The organism is Agromyces mediolanus (assembly GCF_044917495.1).
Lineage (GTDB): Bacteria > Actinomycetota > Actinomycetes > Actinomycetales > Microbacteriaceae > Agromyces > Agromyces mediolanus_B.
On the sequence record NZ_JAVSSI010000012.1, the window covers coordinates 79,431 to 93,275 of the forward strand.

Annotated in this window: 15 protein-coding genes; 7 read left to right on the plus strand and 8 right to left on the minus strand. The window is 73.1% G+C overall.

Features of this window, described 5'->3' with window-relative positions:
* Positions 1 to 268 precede the first annotated feature (268 nt).
* Complete coding sequence (locus ROT00_RS15515) at positions 269 to 1,027, plus strand: ABC transporter permease (RefSeq protein WP_404775959.1); 759 nt, start codon at positions 269 to 271, stop codon at positions 1,025 to 1,027.
* 86 nt (positions 1,028 to 1,113) lie between these two features.
* Here the strand turns inward: ROT00_RS15515 and ROT00_RS15520 are convergent, their stop codons facing one another.
* The 3 genes from ROT00_RS15520 to ROT00_RS15530 all read right to left on the minus strand — a co-directional run bounded on the left by ROT00_RS15520 (position 1,114) and on the right by ROT00_RS15530 (position 3,346).
* A complete protein-coding gene (locus tag ROT00_RS15520) occupies positions 1,114 to 1,710 on the minus strand; it encodes an NADPH-dependent FMN reductase (protein WP_404775932.1) in 597 nt (198 codons plus the stop codon).
* A gap of 214 nt (positions 1,711 to 1,924) precedes the next feature.
* Entirely contained in the window at positions 1,925 to 2,698 is a 774-nt protein-coding gene (locus ROT00_RS15525; protein ID WP_404775933.1) for a DNA alkylation repair protein, read from the minus strand.
* 135 nt (positions 2,699 to 2,833) lie between these two features.
* Complete coding sequence (locus ROT00_RS15530; protein WP_404775934.1) at positions 2,834 to 3,346, minus strand: hypothetical protein; 513 nt, start codon at positions 3,344 to 3,346, stop codon at positions 2,834 to 2,836.
* Between the two features lie 307 nt (positions 3,347 to 3,653).
* Here ROT00_RS15530 and ROT00_RS15535 point away from each other — a divergent pair, with 307 nt between their 5' ends.
* The 3 genes from ROT00_RS15535 (at position 3,654) to ROT00_RS15545 (ending at position 6,591) form a co-directional block, all read left to right on the plus strand.
* On the plus strand, positions 3,654 to 5,108 hold the full coding sequence (locus tag ROT00_RS15535; protein WP_404775935.1) for a DUF6421 family protein: 1,455 nt from the start codon (positions 3,654 to 3,656) through the stop codon (positions 5,106 to 5,108).
* 127 nt (positions 5,109 to 5,235) lie between these two features.
* Complete coding sequence (locus ROT00_RS15540) at positions 5,236 to 5,904, plus strand: SDR family NAD(P)-dependent oxidoreductase (RefSeq protein ID WP_404775936.1); 669 nt, start codon at positions 5,236 to 5,238, stop codon at positions 5,902 to 5,904.
* Between the two features lie 129 nt (positions 5,905 to 6,033).
* A complete protein-coding gene (locus ROT00_RS15545; protein WP_404775937.1) occupies positions 6,034 to 6,591 on the plus strand; it encodes an NADPH-dependent FMN reductase in 558 nt (185 codons plus the stop codon).
* Between the two features lie 113 nt (positions 6,592 to 6,704).
* Here the strand turns inward: ROT00_RS15545 and ROT00_RS15550 are convergent, their stop codons facing one another.
* Complete coding sequence (locus tag ROT00_RS15550; RefSeq protein WP_404775938.1) at positions 6,705 to 8,066, minus strand: MFS transporter; 1,362 nt, start codon at positions 8,064 to 8,066, stop codon at positions 6,705 to 6,707.
* Between the two features lie 84 nt (positions 8,067 to 8,150).
* Complete coding sequence (locus tag ROT00_RS15555) at positions 8,151 to 9,239, minus strand: mandelate racemase/muconate lactonizing enzyme family protein (RefSeq protein WP_404775939.1); 1,089 nt, start codon at positions 9,237 to 9,239, stop codon at positions 8,151 to 8,153.
* Between the two features lie 87 nt (positions 9,240 to 9,326).
* Here ROT00_RS15555 and ROT00_RS15560 point away from each other — a divergent pair, with 87 nt between their 5' ends.
* On the plus strand, positions 9,327 to 10,025 hold the full coding sequence (locus ROT00_RS15560; protein WP_404775940.1) for a GntR family transcriptional regulator: 699 nt from the start codon (positions 9,327 to 9,329) through the stop codon (positions 10,023 to 10,025).
* A gap of 112 nt (positions 10,026 to 10,137) precedes the next feature.
* Here the strand turns inward: ROT00_RS15560 and ROT00_RS15565 are convergent, their stop codons facing one another.
* Together ROT00_RS15565 and ROT00_RS15570 are read right to left on the minus strand one after the other, a co-directional pair.
* Positions 10,138 to 10,890, minus strand: coding sequence for an SDR family NAD(P)-dependent oxidoreductase (locus tag ROT00_RS15565; protein WP_404775941.1), 753 nt, complete (start codon positions 10,888 to 10,890; stop codon positions 10,138 to 10,140).
* Positions 10,890 to 11,789 (minus strand): fumarylacetoacetate hydrolase family protein, encoded by a 900-nt coding sequence (locus tag ROT00_RS15570; RefSeq protein WP_404775942.1) that lies wholly within the window; start codon positions 11,787 to 11,789, stop codon positions 10,890 to 10,892. Before ROT00_RS15570 ends, ROT00_RS15565 begins: the two co-directional genes overlap by 1 nt.
* 163 nt (positions 11,790 to 11,952) lie before the next feature.
* Here ROT00_RS15570 and ROT00_RS15575 point away from each other — a divergent pair, with 163 nt between their 5' ends.
* The gene (locus ROT00_RS15575) at positions 11,953 to 12,240 is read left to right on the plus strand and encodes an ArsR/SmtB family transcription factor (RefSeq protein WP_404775943.1); all 288 of its coding nucleotides are present in this window, start codon (positions 11,953 to 11,955) and stop codon (positions 12,238 to 12,240) included.
* 93 nt (positions 12,241 to 12,333) lie between these two features.
* Here ROT00_RS15575 and ROT00_RS15580 read toward each other — a convergent pair whose 3' ends face one another.
* Positions 12,334 to 13,107, minus strand: a complete 774-nt coding sequence (locus ROT00_RS15580) for a hypothetical protein (RefSeq protein WP_404775944.1) — start codon at positions 13,105 to 13,107, stop codon at positions 12,334 to 12,336.
* Positions 13,108 to 13,402: 295 nt separating this feature from the next.
* Between ROT00_RS15580 and ROT00_RS15585 the strand changes: the two genes are divergently transcribed.
* Positions 13,403 to 13,786, plus strand: coding sequence for a phage holin family protein (locus tag ROT00_RS15585; protein WP_404775945.1), 384 nt, complete (start codon positions 13,403 to 13,405; stop codon positions 13,784 to 13,786).
* Positions 13,787 to 13,845: the final 59 nt, after the last annotated feature.

Here is a 13,845-nt window from a genome sequence, read left to right on the forward strand (position 1 = left end):
TGCCTCGCGCGGCGACGCGCTCACGAGCACCGGGCTCGACGCCGGCCGCGCCGGCGCCGAGCCCGGGCGCGCGGGCGTGAGCTCGGTCGACCGGCAGTCGAACGCCCCCGTCGCCGACCGCGGCCTCGCGGTCGCCGCGGCGGGGCCGTTCGGCGCGTCCGGGATCGACCGGCGCGGGGCATCCGGCCGGGACGGAGCGGATGCCCCGGACGGTGCGGATGCCCCGACCGGCCCCGCCGGGTCATCCGCCGTCTCCCCGCGCCGCCGCCTGGTCGACCGGCGCTGGTTCCGGATCGTCGGCGGCGCGCTCCTGCCCGTCGCGCTCCTCATCGCCTGGCAGCTCGCCTCGACCTCGGGCGCGGTGCCCGTGTCGATGCTGCCGAGCCCGGAGATGGTGTGGACGGCGGGCGTCGACCTCGCCGAGCGCGGACTGCTCGGGCTCTACGTCGCGATCTCGACGCAGCGCGTGTTCGTCGGCTTCGCGGTGGGAGCGGCGCTCGGCCTCGCGATCGGCGCCATCGTCGGGCTCTCGAAGCTCGGCGACATCCTGCTCTCGCCCACGCTCGGCGCGATCCGCGCGGTCCCCTCCCTCGCCTGGGTGCCGCTGCTCATCCTCTGGCTGAAGATCGGCGAGGAGTCGAAGGTCGTGCTCATCGCGATCGGCGCGTTCTTCCCGGTGTACACGATCGTCGCGGCCGCCCTCCGGCACGTCGACCGGCAGCTGCTCGAGGCCGGGCGGGCGTTCGGGCTCCGCGGCGTGCGCCTGCTCTCGGTCGTGCAGCTGCCCGCCGTGGTGCCCTCCGTCGTGTCGGCGCTGCGGCTCGCGCTCGCGCAGTCCTGGCTCTTCCTCGTCGCCGCGGAGCTCATCGCGAGCTCGATGGGGCTCGGCTTCCTGCTCGTCGACTCGGGCAACAACGGCCGGATCGACCGGATCTTCCTCGCGATCATCCTGCTCGCCGTGCTCGGCAAGCTCACCGACGCGGTCGTCGGCCTCTTCGAGCGCTGGGCCGTGCGCAAGTGGGCGTGAGCGGGCCCGGGCTGCGCTGAACCGAGTCGCCTCCTTCCAAGTTGCCCGAATTCCATGGGATTCGGGCAACTCGAGTATTCGGGGGCTCAGTCGGGGCGCGGCAGCACCGTCAGCACCCGCGTGGTGAACTCGAGGAAGCGCCCCATGAACATCGTGAGGAACTCCCGGGTGCTCTCGACCGTCACCTCGCCGTCCGGCTCGATGAGCCCCGGCTTCAGCTGCAGGTAGGCCTCCGGCGAGTTCATCTGCGGGGCGTTGCAGAAGCTCAGGATGCTGCGCAGGCTCTGCTGCGCGACGGCGGTGCCGATCGCCCCGGTCGACGCGCCGATGACGGCGCTCGGCCGACCGGTGAGCGCGTTCTGCCCCCACGGCCGGCTGGCCCAGTCGATCGCGTTCTTCAGGGGCCCGGGCAGCGAGCGGTTGTACTCGGGGGTCACGAACAGGAGCGCGTCGGACGCCTGGATCGACGCCTTGAAGTCGCGGGCCGTCTGCGGGTAGTCGGCGTCGTAGTCGCGGCTGTACAGCGGCAGCTCGCGGTACACGATCTCGTGGAACTCGAACTCCGGCGGCGAGAGCCGCATCAGCGCAGTCGCGAGCAGCCGGTTGATCGAGTCGCTCGCGAGACTGCCGATGAAGAGGCCGACCCGGTAGGGCGGCTCGTGCTGGATGGGCTCGATCTGCATGGTGCGATCCTTCCTGCTCCGAGGCCGGGCGCCGCCGAGCGGGGTGCGCCCGGCTCCAGCCTGCACCCGCGCCCCCGGGTGCGCCAGCCCTGATCGGCCGGCAGGGCGCGGCTCAGCGCAGGGCGCGGCTCAGCGCAGGGCGCGGCTCGGCGCAGCGCGCGGCTCAGCGCAGGGCGCGGCTCAGCGCAGGGCGCGGCTCGGCGCAGGGCGCAGCTCAGCGCAGGACGCGGTACCCGGCGCGCTCCTCTGGATCGAGGTGCTCGGTCGCGTAGCTCAGCATCGTGCGCGGCATCCGTGCGGCGAAGCGATCGAGGAAGCCGGTGAGCGCGCCTCGGTCGACCCGTTTGCCGACCTCGCGCAGCATCCAGCCGACCGCCTTGTGCAGCAACGGCTCGGGATCGTCGAGCAGCCGCTCCGCGAGGGCGAGCGTGGGGGCGGCATCCCCTCCCTTGATCGCGGCGAAGGTCGCGAGCACCGCGACCCGGCGCTGCGAGAGCGAGGCGGATGCCGCGAGCTCCGCGACGAGCGGGGGGACGGGCACGACCGCGGGAAGCGCGGCGTAGAGCTCCTCGCCGACGAGCACCTCGGCGCTCGCGTCGACGAGGTCCCAGTTGTCGACGTGCCCGGCGCGGACCGCGGCGAGATACGCCTCGTGCTCGGCGCGACGCACCCCGTCGTCGCGGCCCCGGGCGCGCCCCGCCCGCCGGAACCGCTCGACCATGACGAGCAGCCCGGCGAGCCGCTCCTCGTGGATCGGGCTCGCGACGAGCTCGGCGGTCTCGGCGGCGGGCAGGGCGAGCGAGCGCCGCACGAGCGCGCGCGTCGCGGGGACGGTGACCCCGATGAAGACGTCGCCCTCGGCGTACTCGCCCGGCCCGGTCTTGAAGAAGCGCGCGGCGCCGGCGGCGCGCTCGGGAGAGGATGCCGCTGCGAGCGCCGCTCGCACCTCGGCCGCCGTCCGCAGCTCCTCGCTCGCGCCCGCACCCATGCCTGCACGGTACCGGCCCGCACCGGCCCGCGCGCACAACTCAGGAACATCCGGCGGATACGCCGAACGCCCGGACGGCGTCCCCGCGTGATCACGGGGATGCCGGCCGGACGCTCCTGAGTTGTGTGAGGCGGTTCAGGCCCGCGGGGCCGAGGGGTCGGCGGGCGCCGCGGGGTCGGCTGCCTCGGCGGCCGGTGCAGCCTCGGCGGCGGCCGGCTCGGCGGCCGGTGCAGCCTCGGCAGCGGCCGGCTCGGCGGCGGCCTCGGCGGGCTCCGCGTCCGCGAGCGGCGAGACCTCCTCGACGACGGTCTCCTCGATCACGACCTCCTCGACGAACTCGGGCTCGGCGGCGAGCACGGGCGCGGCCGTGCGGGAGAGCGCACCGAAGCCGATGAGCACCGCGAAGAGCGCGAGCGAGACGACGAGGCCGACGATGCCGCCCGTGAGCAGGCCCGAGGACACGACGATCTCCGACTGGCTGCCGTAGACGTCGACGGCGGTCCCCGTGCCGCTCGTCAGGGCGGCCGTGAGCGTCGCGTTCGCGGAGGAGGTCCACATCGCGCCGATCACCGTGACGACGGCGGAACCGGCGAGTGCGATCGTCGGCACGACGAGGGCGACGGCGGCGGAAGGGCGGGAGCGGGTCATGAGGGACTCGTTTCGTCTGGTCGGATTCGGCGGGCGTCCGCGACGGGACCGCAGCGGATGCCGCGCGCCGGGCCGGTGCGGAGGAGTCCGTCGCCCGGCCAGGAGCGACGGTACGGGCGGCGGCTATGCATCGCCTATGCGTCTGCTTTCGGATTCGTGTGCGGTGGTGCGATCGGTGGCGCGGTTCTCGCGTTCGGCGCAATATTCCCGCGTCGCACCGCAACCATTCGCGGAGCGCGTGCGCCTACCCTGGGAGAGGCGGCGATTCCGCGCTGCCGCAGACCACCACGACGACGGGAGGTTCCGAATGTCACAGACCACTCTTGACACCATCGTTGGCGAACCCGAGGTCCTGGAGGACGCGGTCACGCCGGAGACGATCGCCCTCGCGGCCGGGGTCGAGCACGACCCCGCCTGGCTGGCGCTGAAGGACGCGGCGACCCGGCTGCAGGCGCTCCAGGTGAAGGACGGCTCGGTGCCGGTCGAGACCGACCGCCCCGAGGCATCCGCGCTCGTCGACACGATCGTCGAGTCCGTCGCCGCGCTCGCCCCGCGCTTCCCGCACGAGGCCGCGTACCTCACGGCGCTCCAGGCCGACTTCCGCAAGTGGCAGGGCGAGGACCTCGGCGTCCCCGACTTCCTCGACTCGCTCGTGGAGTTCCAGCCGCAGCGCCACCGCGTCGACGGCATCCGCCACCTCGTCGTGTTCCCGATGGTCACGCAGAACGGCTCGTCCGAGCGGCACGTCGAGGCGCTCGTCGTCGAGACGATCTGGCCGGAGTTCATCGCCGCGCTCGAGGCCGGCGACTACGGCAACAAGCTCTTCGTGAGCCTGCGCCTCGTCGACTTCACGCCGGGCTACGACACGAACTCGGCGGTGCTCTTCCCGGAGACCGTCGCGATGCGCGAGATCCCCCAGTTCACCTGGGGCGCGATCTTCCAGGACCGCGAGGCGGCCCGCTACCGCCGCGTCGTGCGCGCCGCGAGCGAGATCACGAAGCTCGAGTTGCCGGCGGATGCCGCGAGCCTCCTCGACGACCAGGAGCTCGCCGAGCGCACCTTCGTGATGTGGGACATCATCCACGACCGCACCCACATGCGCGGCGACCTGCCGTTCGACCCGTTCATGATCAAGCAGCGGATGCCGTTCTTCCTCTACTCGCTGGAGGAGCTCCGCTGCGACCTGACCGCGTTCCGCGAGTCGGTCAAGATCCAGCGCGCGCTCGACGCCCGCCTCGCCGCCGGCGAGGAGCTGACCGAGGTCGAGGAGCAGATGCGCTCGACCGGCAAGCTCGTGCAGTACGCGGTCATCTTCGACCGCATCTTCCGCTTCGCGATCACCGGCAGCCGGGTGCGCAACTACGACGGCCTGGGCGGGCAGCTGCTCTTCGCGTGGCTGCACCGGAAGCACGTGCTGGAGTGGCGCGACGTCGAGCTGAGCTTCGACTGGGACGCCGTCGCCGACGCGGTCGTCGAGCTCGGCGACGCGATCGACCAGCTCTACTGGGAGTCGATCGACCGCCCGAAGACCGTGCACTGGCTGAAGGCGTACGAACTCGTCAGCTCGGTGGTCACGCCGAACCCCGCGTCGGTGTGGGCCGAGGGCCTGCCCCGCGAGGTGCTGGCCGGGCCGCCGAAGGGCTACACGGACCTCGTGATGGACGACGAGTTCCCGCTCTCGATGTTCTTCGAGGCGCTCGACAAGAAGATGAAGCCGGTCATCGAGTCGACGGTCGGCATCACGGGCGCGGCCAAGGCCTGAGCCTCGCCCGGCGCGAACCGAACCGCACCGGATCACCCCGGGCGCACACGGAGCTTCCGTTCCGGCGCCCGGGGTGATTCGCTTTCGATGGAGCAGGCGAGCATGGAGCAGGCGGATGGAGAACGACATGGATGACTCGACGAACGGGCCCGCGGGCCGGGTCGTGCTGATCGCGGGCGCGACGAGCGCGTCCGGCCGGGCGGTCGCGCGCGCGCTGCTCGACGCCGGCGCCGTCGTCGTCGCGGTCGGCAGCGACCGGGGCCGGCTCGACGCGATGGCGGAGGAGCTGCCCGGCCTCGTCACCGAGGTGGCCGACCTCACCGATCAGCAGCAGGTGTGGCCCCTCGCGATGCGCGTGCACGGGCGCGTCGGCGACGTGGACGGCATCGTGCACCTCGTCGGCGGCTGGCGCGGCGGGGGCGGGCTGCCCGGGCAGACGGAGGAGGACTACCGCGTGCTCGAGCGCTCCTTCTCGGCGCTCCGCCACCTGAGCCGCGCCCTCTGGGACGATCTCGTCGCCTCGCCCGCGGGCCGCATCACGATGATCTCCTCGACGACGGTCGAACGGCCGACCGCGGGCGGTGCGAACTACACGGCGGTGAAGGCCGCGAGCGAGTCGTGGATGCAGAGCGTGGCGCAGGGCCTCGGCAAGGCGGGCGAGCACGGCGCGGCGGTCACCTTCCGGGTGTCCTCGCTCGCCGGGCTCGAGGAGCGCTTCGCCGAGCGCGTCGTGGCGCTCTGGCACGAGGATGCCGCGGCGCTGAACGGCCGCGTGGAGACGCTCGCGGCGGAGTGAGTCCGGCCACCCGGATGTCGTGAAGCCGACGGATCCGGCGGCGGATCCGCCGAGCCGGGAATACGTACGCATGGTATCCCGTTGCACCGTGATGGCCGGACGCGGTGTCCGGCAGGAACAGGAGCACCAGTGACCACCATCGGCTACCTCGTCGGCAGCATCTCGAGCACCTCGGTCAACCGGGAGTACGCGAAGGCCCTCGCGAACCTCGCCCCCGAGGGCGTGCGCCTCGTGGAGATCCCCCTCGCCGAGCTGCCCTTCTACTCGCCCGACTACGACGCCGACTTCCCCCTGGTCGCCCAGGAGTTCAAGCGGGCGATCGCCGATGTCGACGGCGTGATCATCGTGACGCCCGAGTACAGCCGCTCGATCCCGGGCGTGCTGAAGAACGCGCTCGACTGGGCGGCCCGCCCCTGGGGCCAGAACTCCTTCGACGGCAAGCCCGTCGCCGTGACCGGCGCCTCGATCGGCTCCATCGGCACGGCCGCCGCGCAGCAGCACCTGCGCGGCATCCTGGGCAACCTGAACGCGGCGACGCTCGGCCAGCCCGAGACCTTCGTGCACGCGACCGAGGGGCTGCTCGTCGACGGGCAGGTGACGGACCCGGGCCTCGCCGAGTACCTGCGCGGCTTCCTCGGTGCGTTCACCGAGCTCATCCGCCGCGTACACTCCTCGCGCGCCGCCTGATCGCGCTGCGTGACCACGCCGCGTGATCGCGCTGCGTTGAACCGGTGAACGGCGGAACGCCGCCGACGGATGCTCCGTCGGCGGCGTTCCGCGTCTGCGCGCCCGGCCGGGGCTCAGGCCTCGAAGGACCCGGTCGACGCCTTCAGCTCCTCGACGGTCTTCGCACTCATCCGGCGGCCGCGGGTCTCTCCGCCGAACCAGACCGCGATCGCGCCGAGCACGCACGCGCCGATGATGAACAGTGCGACGCCCCAGGTGCCGCCGCCGACCGCCGCGACGAGCGCGACGGCGATGAGCGGCGTGGTGCCGGCGCTGACCGCGCCCGCGAGCTCGCGCGAGAACGCGAGTCCCGTGAAGCGGGCGCCGCCTGTGAACAGCTCGGCGAAGTACGCGGCCTGCGGGCCGAACATCGCGCCGACGCCGAGACCGAGACTCACGACGATCGCGAGCACGATCGGGAACGGCGCCTGCGCCCCGTCGATCAGCCAGAAGTACGGGAAGGCGAAGATCGCCGAGAAGACGATGCCGAAAAGGATCACGGGCCGGCGGCCGACCCGGTCGGAGAGCCAGCCGAACAGCGGCAGCAGCACCATCGTGACGGCCGTGCCGATCGTCGTCGCGAGCGGCCCGATCGAGGAGGCGAGGTGCAGGTTGCCGACGAGGTAGGCGGTGATGAACGCGAGGTTGATCGAGGACACGACGTTCTGCGGGGTCTGCGCGAGGAAGAGGGTCAGCATCGCCTTCTTCTCCCGGGCGAAGACCTCCTTCACGGGCGAGGCCGGCGCGTGCTCCTGCTCCTGCAGCGCGACGAACGCCGGGCTCTCGGCGAGCTTCAGCCGGATGACGAGCGCCACGACGACCACGACGGCGCTCAGCAGGAACGGGATGCGCCAGCCCCAGGCGAGGAACTCGTCCTCGGGCAGCTGCGTGACGATCGCGAAGACGCCCGAGGCCATCAGCAGGCCGAGGTAGACGCCGGCCGAGGGCCACGCGCCGTGCAGCCCGCGACGGCGTGGGTTCGCGTGCTCGACGGAGAAGATCGCCGCCCCGCCGAACTCGGCCCCGGCCCCGATGCCCTGCACGAGGCGCAGCACGATGAGCATGATCGGCGCCCAGATGCCCACCTGCTCGTAGCTCGGCACGAGCCCCATCAGGAAGGTCGCGACGCCCATGACGAGCAGCGTCAGCACGAGCACGTACTTGCGGCCGTGGGTGTCGCCGATGCGGCCGAAGATGAGGCCGCCGAGCGGGCGGATCAGGTAGCCGACCGCGAAGGTCGCGAACGCGGCGAGCGTCGCGACGAGCGGGTCGGAGTTGACGAAGATGATGCGGTTGAAGACGAGCGCCGCCGCGGTGCCGTAGAGGTAGAAGTCGTACCACTCGAGGGCGGAGCCCACGAGCGAGGCGGCGCCGACGCCGAGCATCGAGTTGTGCTTCGCCGGGCGGTCGGTCTGGGGGAGTGCGGTTCGAGACATCCTTGTCCTATTCGTGTCGAGGGTACTTCGCGGGTGGGGGAGGGTGCGGAGAACGCTGCGGGCGCGGGCGGCGGATGCCTCGGCTCACGCGACCCGGCGGTCGTCCATGGCGTCGCGGTTCCAGCTGATGCCGAGGCCGGGCTGCCCGGGGGCGACGGCGCGGCCGCCGTCGAGGCGGATCTCGTCGTTCGTGACGGCCCGGAGCTGCGGGATGTGCTCGACGTAGCGCCCGTTCGGGATCGCCGCGACGAGGCTGACGTGGAGCTCCATGAGGAAGTGCGGGCAGACGTCGGCGTTGAAGGCCTCGGCGAGGTGGGCGACCTTCAGCCACGGGGTGATGCCGCCGATGCGGGCGACGTCGGTCTGGACGACGGTCGCCGCCCCGCGCTGCAGGTAGTCGCGGAACTGGCCGAGCGAGTACATCGACTCCCCCACCGCGACCGGGATGGCGGTCGAGGCGGCGAGTCGCACGTGCCCGTCGACGTCGTCGGCCGGCAGAGGCTCCTCGAACCAGAACAGGTCGAGGGACTCGAAGGCGCGGGCGCGGCGGATGGCCTCGGCGCTCGTGAACGCCTGGTTCGCGTCGACCATGAGGTCGAAGCCGGGGCCGACCGCGTCGCGCACCGCGGCGAGCCGCTCGAGGTCCTCGGCGATGTGCGGCTTGCCGACCTTGATCTTCGTGCCGCTCCAGCCCGCCGCCTTCGCGGCGAGGGCGCCGTCGACGAGCTCCTGGGTCTCGAGGTGGAGCCAGCCGTTCTCGGTGTCGTACAGCGGCACGGCGTCGCGGAATCCGCCGGCGGCGCGCCAGAGCGGTTCGGCGGAGCGCAGGCAGCGGAGGTCCCAGAGCGCGGTGTCGACCGCCGCGAGTGCGAGGCTCGTGATCGCGCCGACGGTCGTGGCGTGGGTGCGGTCGTGCAGGCGGCGCCAGAGCGCCTCGACCTCGCGGGAGTCCTGGCCGATGAGCTGCGGCAGCAGCGTGCCGCGGAGGAGCTCGATGACGGAGCGGCCGCCCGTGCCGATCGTGTACGAGTAGCCGGTGCCGCTGAGGCCCTCGTCCGTCGTGAGATCGACGACGATGGTCTCCTGCTTCTCGAAGCTCTGGGTGGCGTCGGTGCGGACGGTCTCGACTTCGAGGTCGATGAGCGACGCGGTCGCCTGGGTGATGCGGGCCATGGTTCACTTCCTTGGGAGGGCTTGTTCGTAGATCCTATAGGAAATAGCTAGAGGATGCACGGAATAGGCGAGCGCTAGACTTCGGGGATGACCCTGAGCGCCGCGAGCCGAGCCATCCCGCCGCGCCGAGCGCTCGTCGACGACGTCTACGACGCGCTCCTCTCGCTGCTGATGGACCAGGAGATCGAGCCGGGCTCACGACTGTCGATCGACGGGGTCGCCCGGCAGCTCGACGTCTCCCCGACCCCCGTCCGCGAGGCGCTCACCCGGCTCGAGGCCGAGGGGCTCGTGCTCCGCGAGGCGCGCAAGGGGTACACCGCGGCCGAGCTGCTCGATCCCGAGGGCCTCGATCAGCTGTACGAGCTGCGCATCCTGCTGGAGCCCCGCGCCGCCCGACTCGCCACGGCGAGGCTCGACCCGGGCGCGCGCGCGGAGCTCGCGGCGCAGCTGCGCGGGATGCGTCAGGCCGCGGCATCCGACGGCGCGGAGGCCGGATTCCGCAACTACCGCGACTTCGCCGAGCGGGATGCCGCGTTCCACCACACCATCGCGCGCGCCTCCGGCAATCCGCTGCTCGCCGATGCGATCACGCGGCTCCGCTCGCACGTGCACCTGTACCGCCTGTACTTCCAGCACGGCATCGCCGACGACACCGCCGACGAGCACGCGGCGATCCTCGCCGCCCTCGAGGCGGGCGATGCCGACGCCGCCGAGCTCGCGATGCGCGCGCACCTCGAGGAGTCGCGCGCCCGGCTCGTGCCGCGCGTCGACGACGCGGCCGAGTAGCCGCGCCGGACGGGCCGCGCCGGCCGGGCCGCGCCACGCAGAGCGCGCTCCGCCCGGCTGCGCCGATCGCGCCAGGCCGCGCGGGATCAGCCGCGGGGCCAGCCGCGCGGGGTCAGCCGCGCGGGCGGAGCCGCAGCTCCTGCATCCCGCCGTCGACCGCGAGCGAGACGCCCGTCGTCGAGCCGGCTCGCGGGCTCGCCAGGTAGGCGACCGCGTCGGCCACCTCATCCGCGGAGACGAGCCGGCCGTGCGGCTGCCGGGCCTCGAGCGCGGCGCGCTCCGCCACGGGATCGTCGGCGCGCTCGAGCAGCCGGCCGATCCACGGGGTGTCCGCCGTGCCCGGGCTCACCGCGTTCACCCGGACGCCCTCGGCGAGGTGATCGGCGGCCATCGCCCGGGTGAGCGCCAGCACCGCGCCCTTCGTCGCCGAGTACAGCGCGCGCTGCGGCAGCCCCGCCGTGGCGGCGATCGAGGAGGTGTTCACGATGCTCGCCGCCGAGGAGCGCCGGAGATGCGGCAGCGCGGCGCGGCTCACCCGCGCGATCGCCACCACGTTGAGGTCGAACGCCCGGTGCCACTCGGCGTCGTCGTTGTCGGCGACGGTGCCCTGGGCGCCGATGCCGGCGTTGTTCACGACCACGTCGATGCCGCCGAGCTCGGCCGCGACGCGCTCGACGCCCGCCCGCACCGCGGCGTCGTCGCCGAGGTCGAGCGAGACCGCGAGGTCGGCGTGCGCCGCGTCCGCGGCACGGAGGTCGAAGACGGCGACGCGCGCACCCTCGGCCCGCAGCCGGCAGGCGATCGCCTCGCCGAGTCCGGATGCCCCGCCGGTGACGATCGCGACGAGTCCGTCGAAGGCGCCCATCAGCCGATCACCTCCTGGCGCTGGCGGCCGAGACCGTCGATCTCGAGCTCGACGACGTCACCGGGCGCGAGGTAGGGGAAGCGTCCCGAGAGCGCGACGCCCTCGGGGGTGCCGGTGAGCACGAGGTCGCCCGGCTCCAGCACGAGGAAGCGGCTGAGCTCCCAGACGATGCGATCGATGCCGAAGATGAGATCGCTCGTGCGCGAGTCCTGGCGCGGCTCGCCGTTCACCCAGCTGCGGAGGCGGGCGTCGTCGGCGTCGAACGCGTCGCCGGGCACGAGCCACGGCCCGAGCGGGCAGAAGCCGGGCGCCGACTTGCCGAGGGTCCACTGCCCGCCGACCCGGCCGAGCTGCCAGTCGCGCTCCGAGAGGTCGTTGGCGACGACGTAGCCGGCGACGTGCTCCCGGGCGCGGGCGGGGTCGTCGAGCGTGTCGGTGCGGGTGCCGATCACGAGGCCGAGCTCGACCTCCCAGTCGGTCTTCGTGCTGCCCGCCGGGATCGCGATCGCGTCGTCGGGCCCCACGATGGTGTTCGGCGCCTTCATGAAGACGACCGGTTCGGCCGGCGGCTCGGCGCCCGACTCGGCGGCGTGCGCCGCGTAGTTCATGCCGATGCAGTAGACCGCGCTCGGGCGGGCGATCGGGGCGCCGACCCGGAGGCCCGCCGCATCGATCTCGGTGAGCCGGCCGGCGGCGCGGGCCTCGCGCGCGGCGGCGAGTCCGCCGGCGGCGAGGAAGGCGCCGTCGAGATCGGCGCTGGCGAGCTCTGCGCCGCCGACGGTGCCGCCGAACGCGGCGCTCCGGAGCTCCGCCACGAGGGGGCGCAGGTCGAAGGCGCGGTCCCCGTCGAGCAGGACGGGGATCTCGTCGCCGGGGCGGCCGAGGCGGGCGAACCGCATGGACTTCTCCTTCGTGTCGACCCGGCCGCCGAACCTCCACCGTCGGCCAGTTTCCTATATCCTATATCCACTTGGATGCGGTGGCCGTCGGCGCGACTGGGCAAGCTGTCGGTGGCTCACCGCGGACCGACGCCCGCTGCGGATCTCAGAGAGGAGAGCGCCCGTGCTCCGTCAACGTTCGACCGTCTTCGATGCCATCGCGCATCCGGTTCGGAGACACATCCTCGAAGCGCTGAACGGCGCGCACTGGGTGTCCATCACGGACCTCGCCGAGCGCATCGAGGTCTCCCGCTCCACCGCCTCGCGGCACCTCGACATCCTCCGTCGCAGCGGGCTCGTGAAGGCGCGCCGCGTCGACCAGGCGACGATGCACCATCTCCGCCAGGACGCGCTCGATCCCGTGTTCGAGTGGATCGAGCCGCTCGTCGCCGACGAGGCCGTCGCGCGCTGAGCGGCTGAGCCATTCGTCCCCGACGAGGCCATCGGGCGCTGAGCCGCAGCCCGAGTCTCCGGGCGGCTCGCGCCACCGGCCGCCCGCGAACCGCTACTCCGTCGACGAGCCGAGCGCCCCGGCGCTCTCGTCCGGCGACGGAACACCGGACTCGGGAGCGCTGCCCGCGGGCGGGGCTCCCGATTCGGGAGCGACCCCCGACTCGGGCGGCGTGGTCGGCGGAGCGGCCTCCGGGCTGAGCCCCGGGGGCACGGCCTCCGGCGGGATCGACGGCGCATCGCCGGCCTCCGCCGCGCACCCGGCGGTCTGCTCGTCGCCCTGCAGGGCGAGCCGCCAGGCCGCGTCCGTCTGCTCGTCGAGCCCGGACGGCTTCGGGGTGCCGCCGTTCCACCACTCCCACTCGCGGTACTCGAAGCCGGCGGCCACCATGCACGCCCGCACGGCCTGCTGCCCCGAGCTCCAGGCGGCACGATCGGCCTCGGAGACGAAGCGCGGATCGGCCGGATCGAGGTAGGGGTTCTTCGGCGGGGTCGACGGGGTCGGCGTGGGCGACGGGGTCGGTGACGGACGCTCCGGACGCGGACCGGGCGAGGGCTCCGGCGTCGCCTTCGGTGCGGGCAGCGTCGGGAGCGGGGTCGAGGGCGCCGATGGCGGCGGACTCGAGGGCGCGGGCGTCTCCGGGGCGCCGGCGGCACTTCCGTCGTTCTGTTCGGCGGCGCCGCCGCGCTCCGAGTCGGGCCGGAGGTCGACGCCGCGATGCGCGAGCTGCACGGCCGGGCCGTCGTTGTCGCCGATCGCCGCGTGCACGCCGAAGACGACGCCGACGGTGCAGAGCCCGGCGACGGCCGCGGCGGCGATCGCGATCACCGGGGCTGAGCGGCGGGACCCGCCTGCGCGGTGCCCGCCGGTGCGATGGACGCCTGCGGAATGTCCGCCCGCCGAATGCCCGCCTGCCGAATGCACGTGCGGCTCGTTCGCGGTCGACTCGCCGTGCCGGGTCCGCTCTGGACGCGGCACACGAGGGAGGTCGCGCGGTCGGGGCATCCCTTTCCACCGTAGGCGAGGGATCCTCCCCCTGCAAGGGGGGCATTTCGTCCCGGGTGACCGCACGGGCGGAGAAGAGACCGCCCATCGACGGCGCCCCGCGCGATACGCTCGCGCCATGGTGCGCTTTCTGATCCGACTGGCGATCTCGCTGGTGACCGCCGCCCTCGGCCTCCTCGTCGCGTCCTGGGTGCTCCCGGACTTCCACCTCGAGTGGGGCGGCTTCCTCGTCGCGATCATCGTGTTCTCGGTGGCGCAGGCGATCCTCGGCCCGTTCGTCTTCAACCTCGCCCGCCAGTACGCCTCCGCGGTGCTCGGCGGCATCGGCCTCGTCACGACGTTCCTCGCGCTGCTCATCGCCTCGCTCTTCCCGGGCGGCATCCACATCGACGGCGTCGTCACCTGGGTGCTCGCGACGCTCATCGTGTGGATCATCACGGCGCTCGGCGGCTGGCTGCTGCCGCTCGTCTTCCTGAAGGATCGCGCCGAGAAGAAGAAGTAGCGCAGCACGGCGGGCGGCCCCTTGACAGCGGCCGGCCGTCATCGTAACTTAAGCAAATC